The organism is Kitasatospora sp. NPDC048296, from assembly GCF_043201815.1.
GTDB lineage: Bacteria > Actinomycetota > Actinomycetes > Streptomycetales > Streptomycetaceae > Kitasatospora.
The window spans coordinates 168,451-184,849 of the sequence record NZ_JBICZB010000001.1 but is presented as its reverse complement, the minus strand read 5'-3'; the positions used below and the strand labels follow the sequence as shown (position 1 = coordinate 184,849).

At 71.6% G+C, this 16,399-nt stretch carries 16 protein-coding genes and 2 tRNA genes; 8 read left to right on the top strand and 10 right to left on the bottom strand.

Annotated elements, in window-relative coordinates; translation table 11 throughout:
* Nucleotides 1-169: 169 nt before the first annotated feature.
* Nucleotides 170-1,708, top strand: coding sequence for a N,N-dimethylformamidase beta subunit family domain-containing protein (locus ACGF12_RS00895; protein WP_393023539.1), 1,539 nt, complete (start codon nucleotides 170-172; stop codon nucleotides 1,706-1,708).
* 89 nt (nucleotides 1,709-1,797) lie between these two features.
* Nucleotides 1,798-2,697, top strand: a complete 900-nt coding sequence (locus tag ACGF12_RS00890) for a phosphoribosylaminoimidazolesuccinocarboxamide synthase (RefSeq protein ID WP_393023536.1) — start codon at nucleotides 1,798-1,800, stop codon at nucleotides 2,695-2,697.
* 28 nt (nucleotides 2,698-2,725) lie between these two features.
* On the opposite strand, the gene ACGF12_RS00885 is transcribed toward ACGF12_RS00890, so the two are convergent.
* The 7 genes from ACGF12_RS00885 to ACGF12_RS00855 all read right to left on the bottom strand — a co-directional run bounded on the left by ACGF12_RS00885 (nucleotide 2,726) and on the right by ACGF12_RS00855 (nucleotide 7,357).
* Nucleotides 2,726-3,346 carry a response regulator gene (locus ACGF12_RS00885; RefSeq protein WP_393023533.1) on the bottom strand — a complete coding sequence of 207 codons (621 nt, stop codon included), beginning with the start codon at nucleotides 3,344-3,346 and terminating at the stop codon, nucleotides 2,726-2,728.
* A 28-nt stretch (nucleotides 3,347-3,374) separates the two neighbouring features.
* Nucleotides 3,375-4,601 (bottom strand): sensor histidine kinase, encoded by a 1,227-nt coding sequence (locus ACGF12_RS00880; RefSeq protein ID WP_393023530.1) that lies wholly within the window; start codon nucleotides 4,599-4,601, stop codon nucleotides 3,375-3,377.
* Between the two features lie 91 nt (nucleotides 4,602-4,692).
* On the bottom strand, nucleotides 4,693-5,529 hold the full coding sequence (locus ACGF12_RS00875) for an ABC transporter permease (protein ID WP_393023528.1): 837 nt from the start codon (nucleotides 5,527-5,529) through the stop codon (nucleotides 4,693-4,695).
* Nucleotides 5,526-6,536, bottom strand: a complete 1,011-nt coding sequence (locus ACGF12_RS00870) for an ABC transporter ATP-binding protein (protein ID WP_393023525.1) — start codon at nucleotides 6,534-6,536, stop codon at nucleotides 5,526-5,528. Before ACGF12_RS00870 ends, ACGF12_RS00875 begins: the two co-directional genes overlap by 4 nt.
* Before the next feature lie 172 nt (nucleotides 6,537-6,708).
* Nucleotides 6,709-6,784: transfer RNA gene (locus ACGF12_RS00865), tRNA-Gly, on the bottom strand.
* Between the two features lie 40 nt (nucleotides 6,785-6,824).
* Nucleotides 6,825-6,897 (bottom strand) — tRNA-Gly (locus tag ACGF12_RS00860).
* Nucleotides 6,898-7,039: 142 nt separating this feature from the next.
* Nucleotides 7,040-7,357, bottom strand: coding sequence for an Lsr2 family protein (locus tag ACGF12_RS00855; RefSeq protein ID WP_380608816.1), 318 nt, complete (start codon nucleotides 7,355-7,357; stop codon nucleotides 7,040-7,042).
* Nucleotides 7,358-7,825: 468 nt separating this feature from the next.
* On the opposite strand from ACGF12_RS00855, the gene purS reads away from it, so the two are divergent.
* The 4 genes from purS to ACGF12_RS00835 all read left to right on the top strand — a co-directional run bounded on the left by purS (nucleotide 7,826) and on the right by ACGF12_RS00835 (nucleotide 11,890).
* A complete protein-coding gene (purS, locus tag ACGF12_RS00850; protein WP_030278336.1) occupies nucleotides 7,826-8,080 on the top strand; it encodes a phosphoribosylformylglycinamidine synthase subunit PurS in 255 nt (84 codons plus the stop codon).
* Nucleotides 8,077-8,754 (top strand): phosphoribosylformylglycinamidine synthase subunit PurQ, encoded by a 678-nt coding sequence (gene purQ, locus ACGF12_RS00845; RefSeq protein WP_393023521.1) that lies wholly within the window; start codon nucleotides 8,077-8,079, stop codon nucleotides 8,752-8,754. The genes purS and purQ overlap by 4 nt, the downstream gene beginning before the upstream one ends.
* The gene (gene purL / locus ACGF12_RS00840; RefSeq protein WP_393023518.1) at nucleotides 8,754-11,009 is read left to right on the top strand and encodes a phosphoribosylformylglycinamidine synthase subunit PurL; all 2,256 of its coding nucleotides are present in this window, start codon (nucleotides 8,754-8,756) and stop codon (nucleotides 11,007-11,009) included. The genes purQ and purL overlap by 1 nt, the downstream gene beginning before the upstream one ends.
* Before the next feature lie 68 nt (nucleotides 11,010-11,077).
* Nucleotides 11,078-11,890 carry a sterol carrier family protein gene (locus tag ACGF12_RS00835; protein WP_393023516.1) on the top strand — a complete coding sequence of 271 codons (813 nt, stop codon included), beginning with the start codon at nucleotides 11,078-11,080 and terminating at the stop codon, nucleotides 11,888-11,890.
* On the opposite strand, the gene ACGF12_RS00830 is transcribed toward ACGF12_RS00835, so the two are convergent.
* Both ACGF12_RS00830 and ACGF12_RS00825 read right to left on the bottom strand, forming a co-directional pair.
* Entirely contained in the window at nucleotides 11,887-12,597 is a 711-nt protein-coding gene (locus ACGF12_RS00830; RefSeq protein ID WP_393023514.1) for a hypothetical protein, read from the bottom strand. The genes ACGF12_RS00835 and ACGF12_RS00830 overlap by 4 nt on opposite strands.
* A gap of 61 nt (nucleotides 12,598-12,658) precedes the next feature.
* Entirely contained in the window at nucleotides 12,659-13,444 is a 786-nt protein-coding gene (locus ACGF12_RS00825) for a DUF3152 domain-containing protein (RefSeq protein ID WP_393023511.1), read from the bottom strand.
* Nucleotides 13,445-13,731: 287 nt separating this feature from the next.
* On the opposite strand from ACGF12_RS00825, the gene ACGF12_RS00820 reads away from it, so the two are divergent.
* Nucleotides 13,732-14,151 (top strand): DUF3151 domain-containing protein, encoded by a 420-nt coding sequence (locus ACGF12_RS00820; protein WP_393023509.1) that lies wholly within the window; start codon nucleotides 13,732-13,734, stop codon nucleotides 14,149-14,151.
* A gap of 164 nt (nucleotides 14,152-14,315) precedes the next feature.
* Here ACGF12_RS00820 and fbaA read toward each other — a convergent pair whose 3' ends face one another.
* Nucleotides 14,316-15,338: a class II fructose-bisphosphate aldolase gene (gene fbaA, locus ACGF12_RS00815; protein ID WP_380608809.1), complete on the bottom strand. Its 1,023-nt coding sequence runs from the start codon at nucleotides 15,336-15,338 to the stop codon at nucleotides 14,316-14,318.
* A gap of 322 nt (nucleotides 15,339-15,660) precedes the next feature.
* Here fbaA and ACGF12_RS00810 point away from each other — a divergent pair, with 322 nt between their 5' ends.
* A complete protein-coding gene (locus ACGF12_RS00810) occupies nucleotides 15,661-16,377 on the top strand; it encodes a DedA family protein (protein ID WP_393023506.1) in 717 nt (238 codons plus the stop codon).
* The last annotated feature ends 22 nt before the right edge of the window (nucleotides 16,378-16,399 follow it).

The following is a 16,399-nucleotide window of genomic DNA, read 5'->3' as shown; positions in this document are numbered from 1 at the left end:
CCTCCGGCCGTCTCCGCAGGCCGGAGGCCCTGTCCGGACGGCTCGCGAGATTTCCGACACCAATTGCTACCGTGGGGTGACGCAGCGCCAGCACTGTGTGGTGTATTAGACCGCACGCACATCCGGGGGGCACGTGCCAGCCGGACGGAAGTGCACCTGGGAGGGGCGCGTGGGGACCGAACTCAACCGCCGCTGGGAGTCGGGAACGCACGCTTACAGCGTCTCCGACCCCTTCGGCCAGGGCCCGCTGCCCTGGCTGCGCAGCCCCGACCAGTACCTGGCGGGGGCGGAGGGCGCCGTGCCCTGGTACGTCTCGGTGGACGCGCCCGGCCAGCAGCCGCTGTCGGCCGGCGCGCGGACCAAGCCGCCGGTCGGCACCCCGCAGAGCTCCAACGACGTGGACCAGCAGATCAAGGGCTTCGCCTCGGCCGGGGTGGTCCGTCCCGGCGGCTCGGTGGACTTCCGGGTCACCGTCAACCCGCCCCGTGACTTCACCGTGAGCGTCTACCGGATCGGCCACTACGGCGGCGACGGCGCCCGCCACATGATCGACAGCCCACTGGTGGCCGGCCTCGCCCAGCCGGCCCCGCTGGTGGTCGAGCGGACGGTCTCCTGCCACCACTGGTGGCACTCCTGGCGGCTGCAGATCCCGGCGCACTGGAAGCCCGGCGCGTACGTCGCCGTGCTGACCACCGCGGACATGCTGCACCGCAGCCACATCCCCTTCACCGTGCGGGACTTCGCGGACCAGGGGCGCAAGGCCGAACTGCTCCTGGTGCTCCCGGACGTGACCTGGCAGGCGTACAACCTGTTCCCCGAGGACGGCCGCACCGGCGCCAGCCTCTACCACGCCTGGGACGGCCGGGGCGGTCTGGTCGGCGAGCCGGAGGCGGCCGTCACCGTCTCCTTCGACCGCCCGCACGCCACCGCCGGGCTGCCGCTGCACGTCGGCCACGCGTACGACTTCATCCGGTGGGCCGAGCGCTACGGCTACGACCTCTCCTACGCCACCGCCACCGACCTGCACGCCGGCCTGGTGGACCCGGCCGAGCACCGGGCGCTGGTCTTCCCCGGCCACGACGAGTACTGGTCCGAGCCGATGCGCCGGGCCGCCGAGCGGGCCCGGGACGGCGGCACCTCGCTGGTCTTCCTGTCCGCCAACACCATGTACTGGCGGGTCGAGCTGACCGCCGCCGCCTCCGGCGAGCCGAACCGGCTGCTCAACTGCCGCAAGCGGCAGAAGGCCGCGCCCGGCAGCCCGGCCGTCGGGGTGCCCGGCGCGGCCAGCGCGCTGTGGCGGGACGCCGGCGAGCCCGAGCAACACCTGCTCGGCGTGCAGTACTCGGGCCGGGTCGCCGCGCCCGTCCCACTGGTCGCCCGGCACACCGCGCACTGGCTCTGGGACGGCACCGGGCTGCAGGAGGGCGACGAGCTGCCCGGCCTGGTCGCGGGGGAGGCCGACCGGTACTACCCCAAGGTGGCGCTGCCCGAGCACACCGAACGGGTGCTGCTGGCGCACTCCCCGTACCAGGACCTGTCCGGCCGCACCCGCTACCAGGAGACCTCGCTGTACCGGGCACCCAGCGGCGCGTACGTCTTCGCGGCCGGCACCTTCGCCTGGTCGCCCGCGTTGGGCCGCCCGGGACTGACGGACGAACGGATCCAGCGGGCCACCGCCAACCTGCTGGACCGGCTCTGCAAGAACTGACGTTCAGCGGTCGTGAAAGACTGCGGGGGCAGTGACCTCCCCTTTCGCGGTGCCCCACGCCCGTGAACGACCCCTGAGGACTGAACACCTTGAGCGGATTTGTCACCAAGCCCGAGCCCGTCCAGGTACCCGGCCTGGTCCACCTGCACACCGGCAAGGTGCGCGACCTGTACCGCACCGAGTCGGGCGAGCTGGTGATGGTCGCCAGCGACCGGATGTCCGCCCACGACTGGGTGCTGCCGAACGAGATCCCGGACAAGGGGCGCATCCTCACCCAGCTCTCGCTGTGGTGGTTCGAGCGGATCGCCGACATCGTCCCCAACCACGTGATCTCCACCGAGATCCCGGTCGGCGCCCCGGCCGACTGGAAGGGCCGCACGCTGGTCTGCAAGAGCCTGGAGATGATCCCGGTCGAGGCGGTCGCCCGCGGCTACCTGGCCGGCTCCGGCCTGGCCGAGTACAACGAGAGCCGTACGGTCTGCGGCATCGCCCTGCCGGAGGGCCTGGAGAACAGCTCCGAGCTGCCCGCCCCGATCTACACCCCGGCGCTCAAGGCCGAGGTCGGCGAGCACGACGAGAACGTCTCCTACGAGGAGACCGCCCGCCGGATCGGCGCCGAGCTGGCCAGCCGGCTGCGCCGCACCACCCTGGACATCTACGCCCGGGCCCGGGACATCGCCCGCGAGCGCGGCATCATTCTGGCCGACACCAAGTTCGAGTTCGGCCTGCTGGACGGCGAGCTGGTGATCGGCGACGAGGTGCTCACCCCGGACTCCTCCCGCTACTGGCCGGCCGACGAGTACCAGCCGGGCCGCTCGCAGTCGTCCTTCGACAAGCAGCTGATCCGCGACTGGCTGGTCTCTCCGGCCTCCGGCTGGGACCGCTACAGCGAGCAGCCGCCGCCGGAGCTGCCGGCCGAGGTGGTCGAGCAGACCCGGGCCAGGTACATCGAGGTGTACGAGCGGCTGACCGGCACCAGCTGGGTCTGATCCGCAGCGGCGGTGACGCCCGCGGGCACTAGATCCAGCCGTGCTCGCGGGCGATCCGCACCGCCGCGTGCCGGTTCTCCGCGCCCAGCTTGGTGGCCGCCGAGGACAGGTAGTTGCGCACGGTGCCCTGGGAGAGCGCGGCCCGTTGGGCGATCTCCGCGATCGGGGTGCCGTCCGCGGCCAGCTCCAGGACGTCCGTCTCGCGCGGGGTCAGCGGGGTCTCCCCGGCGCTGATCGCGTCCGCCGCCAGCTCCGGGTCCACGTACCGTCCGCCGGAGCGCACGGTGCGGATGATGCCGGCCAGGTCGGCCGCCGAGACGGTCTTCGGCAGGAAGCCGCGCACCCCGACCTCCAGTGCCCGCTTCAGATAGCCCGGGCGGCCGTGGCCGGTGACGATCATGCAGCGGCAGTCCGGCAGTAGCCGGCGCAGCTCGGTGGCCGTCTCGATGCCGTCCTTGCCGGGCATCTGGAGGTCCAGCACCGCGATGTCGGGCCGGTGGGTCGCGGCCATCGCCAGCGCCTCCGGGCCGGAGCCGGCCTGGGCGACCACCTCGATGTCGTCCTCCAGCGAGAGCAGCGCGGCCATGGCGCCACGGATCAGGTGCTCGTCGTCGGCGAGCAGGACGCGGACGGGCGCGGTGTCGGTCATCGGCGGGCCTTCCTCAGCGGCAGGGGGATCAGAGCGGGATGGTGGCGAGCATCCGGAAGGTGCCGGGTGCGGCGGTCGGGACGGTCAGCTCGCCGTCGTGGGCGGCCAGCCGCTCGCGCAGGCCGCGCAGCCCGGTGCCGGCGCCCTGGGACGGGATCGGGACGGCGGGCACCCCGTCGTTCTCCAGCTCCAGCACCGCCCGGCCGTCCTCCCGTCGCAGCCGGATCAGGCAGTGGGCGGCCTCGCTGTGCCGCAGCACGTTGGTGGTGGCCTCGCGGATCACCCAGCCGAGCACCGACTGCACCGGCAGCGGCAGCCCGTCGGCGTTCTCGCCCAGGTCGATCTCGCAGGCGATGTCGGCGGAGCGCAGTACCGCCCGGGCGCCGATGGCCTCGGCGTGCAGGTCGGCGGTGCGGTAGCCGCGGATGACGTCCCGGACCTCGCGCTGCGACTCCTGGGCGATCTTCTGCACCTCGGCCATCTGCTCGGCCGCCTCCGGGCGCCCGCGCCGGGCGAGCTGGACGGCGAGTTCGCTCTTCAGCGCGATGGTGGTGAGGTTGCGGCCCATCACGTCGTGCAGGTCGCGGGAGAAGCGCAGCCGTTCCTCGGCGACGGCCAGCCGGGACTGCGTCTCACGGGTGGCGTCCAGCTCCCAGACGATGGCGGTCACCCACGCGAAGCTGCGGCAGCTGCCGATCAGGATGAGCGTGCCGATGACCGCCCCGACCAGCCACCCCGAGGTGGTGGCGACGTCGACGCCGGCCAGCAGCATCGCGGGGGCGATCGCCAGTGGTAGAGCGGCCGCCGTGAGGCAGGCCCAGCGCGGCCGCAGGGCTACCCCGGGCGGGCCTGCGGCCGCGCCCACCAGGGCGGCGGCGATCACCGAGGTGAACGGCGGGCCGGGGTGGGGCGACAGCCCGTCGGAGGACGGGCCGAGCAGCAGCACGGTCCAGGAACCGGCCGTCGTGAGGACGGCATTGACGATCAGCCAGCGCCGGTAGGTGCTGGGCCGCCCCAGGTAGTGGTCGAGAGAGGTGCGGTAGGCCCGGAGGGTGACCAGGACCGAGGCGAACGACAGCACCAGGGCGACCTGGGCGGTGGAGGTCGCGCCCCCGATCCGTACCGAGGAGGCGCTGGCCAGCAGGTTTATCGGCAGCATGATCCATGCCACCAGGTAGAGCGACCAGCGGAAGTACAGCTCGGCGCGTTGCGGCTTGCCGTAACCCTTCCAACGGCGGATCGGCCCCCGGACCATCGAACTGCTCCCCGTCTGATCACGATCGTGTCGCTGCCTTCATATCAGAGGTGGAACGGGGAGGGGTCCTTCGGATTCCTTTTCGCCCGGCTCAGCGCCGCGGCTCCCAGCGGAAGTACCGGACCGCGCCCCAGACCGCCAGACCCAGCCAGATCGCGCCGGTGACCAGGTGCGGGGCGGCGGCGCCCCAGCTGCCGAGGAAGTCGGTCGCGGCGGCGGAGCCGTCGGTGCCGAACCAGCCGACCTGGATCAGCTGGAAGGCCGGGGTGGTCGGCAGCAGGCGGCAGACGTCGGCCAGCTGCGAGGGCATGACCTCCAGCGGGACGAACAGGCCGGAGCCGAACTGCATGACCAGCATGACCGGCAGAGTGGTGATGCCGGCGCTCTCCACGGTCTTGGTGAAGGCGCTGGACAGCGCGGCCAGGGCGATCATGGTGGCCAGCAGCATCACCAGGCCGACCAGCATCAGCACCGGGTTGACCGGCACGGCCAGGTGCAGGCCGAGGCTGCCGCCGACCCCGATCAGGGCGGCCATCAGCAGACCGAGGGCGAGCGAGGGGACGGCCGTGCCGAGCAGGATCTCCAGGTCCTTGGCCTCGCCGGTGCGCAGCCGCTTGAGCACCAGCTCGCCGCGCCGGCCGACGTATGCGGCGGTCAGGTTGTAGTACACGACGAAGGCCAGGACCATCCCGACCGAGCCGTAGACCAGCAGCGAGTGGACGTCCATCCCGGGGTTGCTCTCGGACTGCTTCTTGAGCAGGCTCTGCAGGGTGCTGATCAGCACCACCGGCAGCACCAGGGCGGTGAACAGCGCCGTGCGGTTGCGCAGCAGCAGGGTGGCCTCGGCGCGGCCGAGGGCGAGCAGCCGGCCGGCCGTGGTGCTCTGCGGACCGGTGGCGCGGGTGTCGGTGGGAGCGGCGGTGGTCATCGGGCGGATCCGATCAGGCGGCGGCGGGCGGGACGGGGGGAGGCGGCGGAGGCCTGCGGCGGGGCCTGGTGGGCGGCCTCGGAGGCGATCGCGAGGAAGGCCTCCTCCAGCGAGGCGCTGCGGGCGTCCAGGGCGCCGAGCGCGATCGAGTGGTGCCGGGCCCAGCCGAGCAGGTCGGTGAGGGTGTCCTGGAGGCGGGCGGTCTGCACGGTGACCTTGCGGTCGTCGACGGCGACCTCGGCCCCGGCCAGGACGGGCAGCGCGGTCCCGGTGAACTCTGGGAGCTCGAAGGTGATCCGGGAGGGCCGGCCGGCGATCACCTCGGCGACGGTGCCGGTGGTGACGACCTGGCCGCCGTGCATGATGGCCAGCCGGTCGGCGAGTTCCTCGGCCTCCTCCAGGTAGTGGGTGGTGAGCAGCACCGTGGTGCCCTGGGCGCGCAGTTCGCGGACCAGCCGCCAGACGGCGGCGCGCGCCTCCGGGTCGAGGCCGGTGCTGGGCTCGTCCAGGAACAGCACCTCGGGGCGGCCGAGCAGGGCCATCGCGAGGTCCAGCCGGCGCCGTTCACCGCCGGACAGCTGCTTGACCCGGACGTCGGCGCGGTGGCCGAGGCCGACCAGCTCCAGCGCCTCCGCGACCGGACGGGCGCCGCTGGTCATTCCGGCCCAGGTGCGGCCGGTCTCGGCGGCGGTGAGTTCGCCGGGGAAGCCGCCCTCCTGGAGCATGATGCCGATCCGTGGGCGGACGGCGGCGCGCTCGGTGAAGGGGTCGTGGCCGAGCACCCGGACGGTGCCGCGGGTGGGAGCGGCCATGCCCTCGATGACCTCCATGGTGGAGGTCTTGCCGGCCCCGTTGGTGCCGAGCAGGGCGAACAGCTCGCCGCGGCCGACGGTCAGGTCGACGCCGCGGACGGCGTGGTACTCGGTAGTGCCGGTGCCGTAGCGGCGGTGCAGGTCGGTGACCTCGATCACGCTGTCGCCGGGGCGGGAGGGCTGGCTCGTTTCCATGCCTCCAGCCTTCCGCGGCCCCGGTCGCGCGGGCAGTGCGCGCCGTCATGAGTCGGCGGTGCGAATCCACGGGTCGGCGATGACAAATGTCATGGGAGGAGCGGCGGTGGACCGCGGTCAGGGAGAAGCGGGAATGCCGAAGGCCCCCCTCGATCGAGGGGGGCCTTCGTTCTGGAGCGGACGACGAGATTCGAACTCGCGACCCTCACCTTGGCAAGGTGATGCTCTACCAACTGAGCCACGTCCGCAGGATTGAACTATTGAGTTGTGCTGTGCTCGCGCACTGCGAGCGGACGACGAGATTCGAACTCGCGACCCTCACCTTGGCAAGGTGATGCTCTACCAACTGAGCCACGTCCGCATGGTGCCTGGTGGGGCACCCGCCGCCTCTTCGGATCTCTCCGTTGCGGCGACGAGGAATACTCTACAGCATCGTTCGGGGTGGTCGCCCCACCCTTTCGGTCCGGGCGGGCAGGGCGACCAGGGGCTGCGCCCCGGGAGGGTCAGTTCGCCTCGGCGAACGCCTCGTACACGTGCTTGGGGATCCGGCCGCGGGCCGGGAGTTCCATGCCGCGGGACAGGGCCCAGGCGCGCACGGCGGCCGGGTCCGGGGTGAGCGCGGTGCGCCGGAAGGACTTTCCGGTGCGGCTCTGACGGCGGCCCGCGGCGACGAACGGGGCGAGGGCCTCCCGCAGCTTTTCCGCGTTGTCCAGCGACAGGTCGATCTCGTACGACTTCCCGTCGACGCCGAAGTGGACGGTTTCTGCGGCGGCGCCGCCGTCCAGGTCGTCGGAGAGCGTGACAACTACACGCTGAGCCATGGGTGTCAATCCTCTCGGGCAATTCGGCCGCCGGTTCGCGGGGTACGTCCCGTGGCCTGATGTGCACCAACTCGCGCAAGCGCACACGGGCAGGCCTGGTGGCCCGCCGGATACGCAGCACTTGCCGCGACAGGTGGCCCTATTCTGCACCCGAAGGGGGTCGAAATCGAAGAGTTCGGCATTCTTTTCCGGATATTCACGAATCTTCGCGGGCCTCCCGGATACCGATGCGCGGGACGGGCCGATCTGTCCCCAAGTGCCGTATTCGGGTGTTCTTCGGGCGTTCATGCTCGGGGGCGTGAATCGCCGGAAACGGAGCGGTCCGGGCGGGGGGCGGGGGGTCCGGATCCCTTGTGGCGTAAGGGTCCTGGATCTACGCGCGTCACCCTCCCCGGCCAGCAATGCGGCCCGAAACGGCCGGTAGTCTGGAGTTCCCCCGCCTCACCGAAGACACCACCGGGAGTGCCAGTGGCACGCGTCGTAGTCGACGTCATGCTCAAGCCGGAGATCCTCGACCCCCAGGGACAGGCGGTGCAGCGTGCACTGCCCCGTCTCGGATTCACCGGGATCGCCGACGTCCGCCAGGGCAAGCGTTTCGAGCTGGAGCTGGAGGGCCCGGTCGACGACGCCGCGCTCGCCCGTATCCGCGAAGCCGCCGAGACCTTTCTCGCCAACACCGTGATCGAGGACTTCACCGTCCGGGTCGAGGAGGCGGCGAAGTGACCACCCGCGTCGGCGTCGTCACTTTCCCCGGCTCCCTCGACGACCGCGACGCCCAGCGTGCGGTCCGCCTGGCCGGCGCCGAGCCGGTCGCCCTCTGGCACCGTGACAAGGACCTCCACCAGGTCGACGCCGTCGTCCTGCCGGGCGGATTCAGTTACGGCGACTATCTGCGCTGCGGCGCGATCTCCCGCTTCTCGCCCGTGATGGAGACCATCATCGAGCAGGCGAAGCTCGGAATGCCGGTGCTCGGTATCTGCAACGGCTTCCAGGTGCTGTGCGAATCGCACCTGCTGCCCGGCGCGCTCACCCGGAACGACTCGCTGCACTTCATCTGCCGCGACCAGAAGCTGCGGATCGAGAACGCGGGCACGGCCTGGACCCGGGATTACTCGGCGGGCCAGGAAATCGTCGTCCCGCTGAAGAACGGCGAGGGCCGCTTCGTCGCCGACGAGCACGTCCTCGACGAGCTGGAGGCGGAGGGCCGGGTGGTCGCCCGTTACCTGGACGTCAACCCGAACGGTTCGTACCGCGACATCGCCGGCATCACCAACGCCGCCGGCAATGTCGTCGGCCTGATGCCGCACCCGGAGCACGCCGTGGAGCCGCTCACCGGTCCGACCACCGAGGGCCTGGGCTTCTTCACTTCCGTCCTGAAGCAGCTGGTGAACGCCTGATGAGCCTCGACACCGTCAAGAACGCCGAGCAGACCCCGGACGCCGCCCAGCCCTGGGCCGAGCTCGGCCTCAAGCAGGACGAGTACGCGCGCATCCGGGAGATTCTCGGCCGCCGCCCGACCGGCGCCGAACTCGCGATGTACTCGGTGATGTGGTCGGAGCACTGTTCGTACAAGAGCAGCAAGGTCCACCTGAAGCAGTTCGGCGAGAAGAAGCCGGATTCGGACGCGATGCTCGTCGGCATCGGGGAGAACGCCGGCGTCGTCGACGTCGGCCAGGGTTACGCGGTCACCTTCAAGGTCGAGTCGCACAACCACCCGTCGTACATCGAGCCCTACCAGGGCGCGGCCACCGGCATCGGCGGCATCGTGCGCGACATCCTGGCGATGGGCGCCCGCCCGGTCGCCGTGATGGACCCGCTGCGCTTCGGTGCGGCCGACCACCCGGACACCCGGCGCGTGCTGCCCGGCATCGTCGCGGGCATCGGCGGCTACGGCAACTGCCTGGGCCTGCCGAACATCGGCGGCGAGGTCGTCTTCGACTCCTGCTACCAGGGCAACCCGCTGGTCAACGCGCTGTGCGTGGGCGTCATGAAGCACGAGGACATCCACCTCGCGCAGGCCTCCGGCGCCGGCAACAAGGTCATCCTGTACGGCGCCCGCACCGGCGGCGACGGCATCGGCGGCGTCTCGGTGCTGGCCTCCGAGACCTTCGACGACACCAAGCCGGCCAAGCGCCCGGCGGTCCAGGTCGGCGACCCGTTCCAGGAGAAGCTCCTCATCGAGTGCACCCTGGAGATCTTCCGCGAGAAGCTCGTCAAGGGCATCCAGGACCTCGGCGGCGCCGGGCTGTCCTGCGCCACCAGCGAGCTGGCCTCGGCCGGCTCCGGCGGCATGCGGATCGACCTCGACACCGTGCACCTGCGCGACCACACGCTCTCGCCGGAGGAGATCCTCATGAGCGAGTCGCAGGAGCGCATGTGCGCGATCGTGGAGCCCGACAAGGTCGCCCGCTTCCTGGAGATCTGCGAGAAGTGGGACGTCATCGCCAACGTCATCGGTGAGGTGACCGACGGCGAGCGCCTGGAGATCTTCTGGCACGGCGAGCTCGTGGTGGACGTCCCGCCGCGCACCGTCGCCCACGAGGGCCCGACCTACCAGCGTCCGTACGCCCGCCCGAGCTGGCAGGACGCGCTGCAGGCCGACGCCCCCACCGCCGAGCGGCTGGCCCGCCCGACCACCGGCGAGGGCCTCAAGGCCGACCTGCTGAAGGTCGCGAGCCACCCGAACCAGGCCTCCAAGTCCTGGATCACCGACCAGTACGACCGCTACGTGCTCGGCAACACCGTGCTCTCGTACGGCGAGGACTCGGGCATGATCCGGATCGACGAGGAGACCAACCTCGGCGTCTCCGTCGCCACCGACGGCAACGGCCGCTACGCCAAGCTGGACCCGTACACCGGCGCCCAGCTGGCCCTGGCCGAGGCGTACCGCAACGTCGCGGCCGGCGGTGCCAAGCCGCTCGCCGTCTCCGACTGCCTCAACTTCGGCTCCCCCGAGGACCCGGACGTGATGTGGCAGTTCGCCGAGGCGACCCGCGGTCTGGCCGACGCCTGCCTGACCCTCGGCACCCCGGTCACCGGCGGCAACGTCTCGCTGTACAACCAGACCGGCGAGGTCGCCATCCACCCGACCCCGGTGGTCGCGGTGCTCGGTGTCATCGACGACGTCACCCGTCGCACCCCGGTCGCCTTCGCCGAGGAGGGGCAGCTGCTCTACCTGCTCGGCGACACGGCGGACGAGCTCGGCGGCTCGGCCTGGTCGCAGGTCGTCCACGACCACCTCGGCGGCCTGCCGCCCAAGGTGGACCTGGAGCGCGAGCGGCTGCTCGGCGAGATCCTGATCTCCGCCTCGCGCGACGGCATGATCGATGCCGCCCACGACCTGTCCGACGGCGGTCTCGGCCAGGCGCTGGTGGAGAGCTGCCTCAAGGGCGGTCACGGCGCGCGGATCATCGTGCCCGAGGGCCAGGACCCGTTCGTGTTCCTGTTCTCGGAGTCGGCCGGCCGCGCCGTCGTGGCGGTGCCGCGCAGCGAGGAGCTCCGGTTCAACGACATGTGCACCGCGCGTGGCCTGCCGGCCACCCGGATCGGTGTCGTGGACGGCGACAGCCTGGACGTCCAGGGGCAGTTCACCGTCTCGCTGGCCGAGCTGAAGGACGCCCACACCGGCGTCATCGAGGCCCTGCTGGCCTGACCGGCGTGCCTTCGAGGGGCGGGCGGTTCTTTCGGGAACCGTCCGTCCCTCGGCGTATGTTGGGCCCCATGCCTCCCAAGTCCCGTACGTACCAGCCACAGAAGGTCCGCGCCGCGCTGGCCGCCCAGACCGGGGCGCTGCGCGCCGCCGTGGCCGGCCTCGGCGACGAACAGCTGGACCTGCCGACCCGGCTGGGGGACTGGCGGGTGCGGGAGCTGCTCGCGCACCTGGCCGTCCAGCTCGACTTCCTCCCGGTGCACCTGGACGACCCGCTGGAGGGGCGGCCGGTGCTGGACCTGCTGGGCTGGGTCTCGGCGGTCGCCACGGTCGCACCGGCGCTGGACGCCCAGACCCGGGAGCGGGCGGCCGCCGGGTTCGGCGGGGACGCGGCCTCGGTGGCGGCCGCCTTCGGACGGGCCGCCGACGCGCTGACCGGGCTGCTGGAGCGGTCCGAAGCCGCCGACCCGGTACGGCGGTTGGAGGGCCGGCTGGGGTCGATGCTGCTCTCCGACCTGCTGGTGACCAGGCTGGTGGAGACCGTGGTGCACGCCGACGACCTGGCCGACGCGCTGGGCCTCGCCGCCTTCCCGCACGACCGCCAGGCCGTCGCCGCCGTCACCCGGCTGCTGGCGGACGCCTTCGCCGACCGGGTGCCCGGCGGCGCGGTCGAGCTGCGGATCCCGCCTTACGCGGTCGTCCAGGCCGTCCCTGGGCCCAAGCACACCCGCGGCACCCCGCCGAACGTGGTCGAGGCCGACCCGCTGACCTGGATCCGGCTGGCCACCGGCCGGGCGGACTGGGCGACGGCGGTGGCGGACGCCGGGGTGTCCGCCTCCGGGGAGCGCAGCGACCTGGGGGAGTACCTCCCGATCCTGGGTTAGCCCTTGAGCCGGCCGGCCAGGGCCTCGGCGGCCTTGCGTAGCGGCTCGCCGGCGAGGGCCGGGTTCTGGGCTTCCTGGCCGGTGGTGTTCTGGTCGAGCATCAGCACCAGGTCGCCCTCGCCGTGGAGCGCGATCCGGGCGACGGCGGCCGTACCCCCGCCCGGGGTGAGCTCGGTCTGCCCGACGGCGGGCCGGTCGCTGGAGAACTGGGACAGCTGGTCCACACCGAGCAGCCCGGCGCGCGCGATCGAGGGGAGCATCATGCTGATGCCGTAGTCGTTCTTCGGCACGGCCAGCAGCTCGACGTCGACGGTGGACGGGCCGACCGTGTACGAGCAGGTGATCTGGGCGTTCGGGGGAGTGGCCGGCATCTCGGTCATGGTCGGCGGGTGGGTGGCTCCCGAGGGCCAGGGCTGGGCCGGGACGCCGTCCCCGGCGTTGCCCTTGACGGAGCGTCCGTCCGTCACGGCGGGGGCGACGGCGCCGGTGATCCCGGCCTCGGACGCGGCCTTGGCGAAGTCGAGGCCGAACGGGCAGGTGCTGGACTTGTTCTTGAACAGGTCCAGGGCGGTCGACCGGACGCGGTCGTAGGAGAGCGCTCCGCCGCTCGTGGCGGTGTCGGTCGAGGACGAGCAGGCGGCGGCGCCGAGCGTGATCCCGGCGATGGCGAACGCGGCGGTGAGCCTTCGGCGTTGGGCAGCGGTCATGATCGCAGGCTAGTGCGAGGTCGTCCCGTCCACTTGCCGTTCAGGTCTCAACTCCGTTGCACTACGGGACGGACGGTCCGCTCAGGTAGGTGCCGTCCGCCGAGTACGGCCAGGCGTTCGGCGTGCAGCCCTTGAGGCCGTAGATCTGCTGCATCATCGCGGGCGCGGGCTTGCCCGGGCCCGGGCAGGTCTCGTGGCCGTGGCCGATCCGGTGGCCGACCTCGTGGTTGACGATCAGCGCCCGGTACTCGTCCGGCGGGCCGCTGAACTGCGGCGAACCGGTGTTCCAGCGCTTGGAGTTGACGAGCACCTGGTTGCCGATGTTGCAGTTGACCTCGCCGTGGGTGTCCAGGCCGGAGGCGCCGCAGATCTTGTCGACGGTGGCCGGGGAGGCGATCTTCACGGTGAAGTCGTACGAGCCGCCGGCGACCAGCTGGAAGCCGTTCTTGTGGTCGTTGGTCCAGCCGCGCCGGTCGCCGAGGATGCCGTGGATCTGCGCGGCGGCGGAGGCGGCGTCGATGCCGATGCCGTCCTCGACCTCGACCCGGTAACGGCGCACGGTGCCGCGGCCGACCGCCTTGGCGCTGGCGGGGGCGATGCTGAAGGTCCCGGAGCCCTTGGTGGGGCCGGGGTCCGGTGCGGTGGGGGTCTGCGTCGGGGTGGGCGCGGGCGGGGACGTCGGGGTGGGTGCGGGGGTCGGTGTGGCTGCCGCGGTGGGCGACTGCTCGGCCGGCGGGGCGATCCGGGCCTGGGCGGTCGGCGCGGGGGCGGCCGCGCCCGGGGGGCGGTTCAGCAGGAAGGCCGCGGAGCCCAGCACCAGCAGCGAGGCCACCAGGGCCGTGAGCATGCCAGGGCCTATTCGTCGACGTGCCTTGCGGCGTCGGCGGCTCCCGCCGGCGTTCCGGGGAGAAGCGGCTCCCGGGCGGGAGGATCGGGCTGCGGGCACGAAACGGAACCCTGGCACGGAGAACGGGTGAATGTCCATGGACGAGGTGGGCGATCTCGGGGGTACGCCGGGCGCGTCGTGTGGATCTCGCCGGATCGGGCCCCGGCGGCCCCGTCCGGCACCGAGTCGGGGCCCGATCCAGCTCACGGGCGGTTGACCCCTGGGCCTCGGATGGCAGACTGCACTGCATGGCGATTCACAAGAATCTTCTCGACGGCCCCGAACCGACCCTCCTGCCGGAGGACGAGCACCCCTACCGGATGCTGGCGGAGGAGTCGGCCTCACCGACCCAGGTGGCGGCCGACTTCCCGGCCTTCTGCCTCGCCTGGGCCATGCTCGCCGACGACGCCTACGCGGCCGGTCGTTACGTCGAGTCGTACGCCTACGCCCGGACCGGCTACCACCGTGGCCTGGACGCGCTGCGTCGCAGCGGCTGGAAGGGCCACGGACCGGTGCCGTGGGAGCACCGCGGCAACCGCGGCTTCCTGCGCTGCCTGGCGGCGCTCGCCCGGGCGGCCGGCGCGATCAAGGAGACCGAGGAGGAGGCCCGCTGCTGGCAGTTCCTGAAGGACAGCAGCTCGGAGGCGTACGCGGAGCTCAAGCAGTAGCTCAAGCAGTAGTGCAAGCAGCGGCTCAAGCAGTGGCTCAAGCAGGAGCGATCGCGGAGCTCGATCAGGAGCGACCGCCGAGCCCGAGCGGTAGGACCACATGACCGTGCCCCCGGCGGAGGACCGCCGGGGGCACAGCCGTTGTCACGCTCGTTCCAGCGGGCTCACTTCAGGCGCTTGCCGGCCGAGCGCAGCTGCTCGGCGGCCTCGACCACGCGGGCGGCCATGCCGGCCTCGGCCAGCTTGCCCCAGGTGCGGGGGTCGTAGGTGTTCTTCTTGCCGACCTCGCCGTCGACCTTCAGCACGCCGTCGTAGTTGGCGAACATGTGGCCGGCCACCGGGCGGGTGAAGGCGTACTGGGTGTCGGTGTCCAGGTTCATCTTCACGACGCCGTTCTCCAGCGCGGTGGCGATCTCCTCGGCGGTGGAGCCCGAGCCGCCGTGGAAGACGAAGTCGAACGGGTCGGTCTTGCCGTACTGCTTGCCGATCGCGTCCTGCAGCTCGCGCAGCAGCTCCGGCTTCAGCACGACATTGCCCGGCTTGTACACGCCGTGCACGTTGCCGAAGGAGGCGGCCAGCAGGTAGCGGCCCTTCTCGCCCAGGCCCAGCGCCTCGGCGGTGCGCACGGCGTCGTTGACGGTGGTGTACAGCTCGTCGTTGATCTCGTGCGAGACGCCGTCCTCCTCGCCGCCGGTCGGGGTGATCTCGACCTCAAGGATGATCTTGGCGGCGGCGGCCTGGGCCAGCAGCTCCTGGGCGATGGCCAGGTTGTCGGCCAGGGTCTCGGCCGAGCCGTCCCACATGTGCGACTGGAACAGCGGGTTCTCGCCCTTGGCCACGCGCTCGGCGGAGATCGCCAGCAGCGGGCGGACGTAGCCGTCCAGCTTGTCCTTGGGGCAGTGGTCGGTGTGCAGCGCGACGGTGACGTCGTACTTGGCGGCGACGATGTGCGCGAACTCGGCGAGCGCGACCGCGCCGGTCACCATGTCCTTGTTGTGCTGACCGCCCAGGAACTCCGCGCCACCGGTCGAGATCTGGATGATGCCGTCGCTCTCGGCCTCGGCGAAACCACGCAGAGCGGCGTGCAGGGTCTGCGACGAGGTGACGTTGATGGCCGGGTAGGCGAACTTGCCCGCCTTGGCCCGGTCCAGCATCTCGTTGTAGACCTCGGGAGTTGCGATGGGCATGCGATCCGCTCCTGTCGGGTTGCGGCGTACGGACGGTGCTGTCCGACGCTGTGTACGCCTTCGTGACGACTCCGTGCCGGCCCGCCGACGCGCGGCGCTGCGGTGTGGCTCTCCGGCACCAAGGTTCGAGGCGGCCTCCGCGGTACGACCATGAGGGTGGTGGGCCGACGCGGGGCAGGACGCCGGTGCCATCTTCCCAGACTCGTGCCCGCAGGTCAGCAGGAGCCCGCCTGTCGGAACGTCGAGCTGGGACGCTCGGCCGGAAGCCGTCGCAGGGCTCGGCCGGAAGTCGTCGGCAAGGTACGCCCGCTATCCTGCGCCCGTGGACTACAACCAGCTGGCCGTCAATCTGCTCGACGCCAAATCCCTGATCTCGTCCCTCGGCGCCATCGGGCTCATCGCGATCATCTTCGCGGAGACCGGCCTGCTGGTCGGCTTCTTCTTCCCGGGCGATTCGCTGCTGATCCTCGCGGGCGTCGCCGCCTCGAACGCCGCCTCCTCGGTGCTCGGCGACGGCGCCAAGCTGCCGATCGCCGTCCTGCTCATCGGCTGCCCGATCGCGGCGATCGCCGGCGCCCAGCTGGGGCACCTGATCGGCGCCAAGGTCGGGCCGAAGATGTTCGAAAAGCCGGATTCCAAGATCTTCCGCCGCGAGTACGTGGTGAAGGCGGAGGAGTACTTCAACAAGTTCGGCTCGGGCAAGGCCGTGGTGCTGGCCCGCTTCATGCCGATCATCCGGACCTTCCTGAACCCGGTCGCCGGCACCCTGGAGATGCCCGCCAAGACGTTCTTCCTGTGGAACGCCATCGGCGGTGTGCTCTGGACCGAGTCCATGCTGCTGATCGGTTACTTCTTCGGTGACGCGCTCGCCCCGGTGATCGACAAGTACCTGATCCCGGCGGTGCTGCTGATCGTCCTGCTGTCGATCTCGCCGATCCTGATCGAGGTCATGCGGGAGCGCCGCAAGAAGAAGGCGGGCGTCGTCGACACCGCCGTCGAGACCGCGCAGAGCGGCGGCGGGCGGCACCGGCGCGGCTGAGGCCGGCCGGCTGGGTTCAATG

Bases quoted from the DNA above. Each gene is read 5' to 3' on its own strand.
- ACGF12_RS00830 (WP_393023514.1), bottom strand. From the start codon at position 12,597: ATGACCGCTGCCCAACGCCGAAGGCTCACCGCCGCGTTCGCCATCGCC.
- ACGF12_RS00880 (WP_393023530.1), bottom strand. From the start codon at position 4,601: ATGGTCCGGGGGCCGATCCGCCGTTGGAAGGGTTACGGCAAGCCGCAA.
- ACGF12_RS00885 (WP_393023533.1), bottom strand. From the start codon at position 3,346: ATGACCGACACCGCGCCCGTCCGCGTCCTGCTCGCCGACGACGAGCAC.
- ACGF12_RS00855 (WP_380608816.1), bottom strand. From the start codon at position 7,357: ATGGCTCAGCGTGTAGTTGTCACGCTCTCCGACGACCTGGACGGCGGC.
- ACGF12_RS00820 (WP_393023509.1), top strand. From the start codon at position 13,732: ATGGCGATTCACAAGAATCTTCTCGACGGCCCCGAACCGACCCTCCTG.
- ACGF12_RS00835 (WP_393023516.1), top strand. From the start codon at position 11,078: ATGCCTCCCAAGTCCCGTACGTACCAGCCACAGAAGGTCCGCGCCGCG.
- ACGF12_RS00875 (WP_393023528.1), bottom strand. From the start codon at position 5,529: ATGACCACCGCCGCTCCCACCGACACCCGCGCCACCGGTCCGCAGAGC.
- purL (WP_393023518.1), top strand. From the start codon at position 8,754: ATGAGCCTCGACACCGTCAAGAACGCCGAGCAGACCCCGGACGCCGCC.
- ACGF12_RS00825 (WP_393023511.1), bottom strand. From the start codon at position 13,444: ATGCTCACGGCCCTGGTGGCCTCGCTGCTGGTGCTGGGCTCCGCGGCC.
- fbaA (WP_380608809.1), bottom strand. From the start codon at position 15,338: ATGCCCATCGCAACTCCCGAGGTCTACAACGAGATGCTGGACCGGGCC.
- ACGF12_RS00870 (WP_393023525.1), bottom strand. From the start codon at position 6,536: ATGGAAACGAGCCAGCCCTCCCGCCCCGGCGACAGCGTGATCGAGGTC.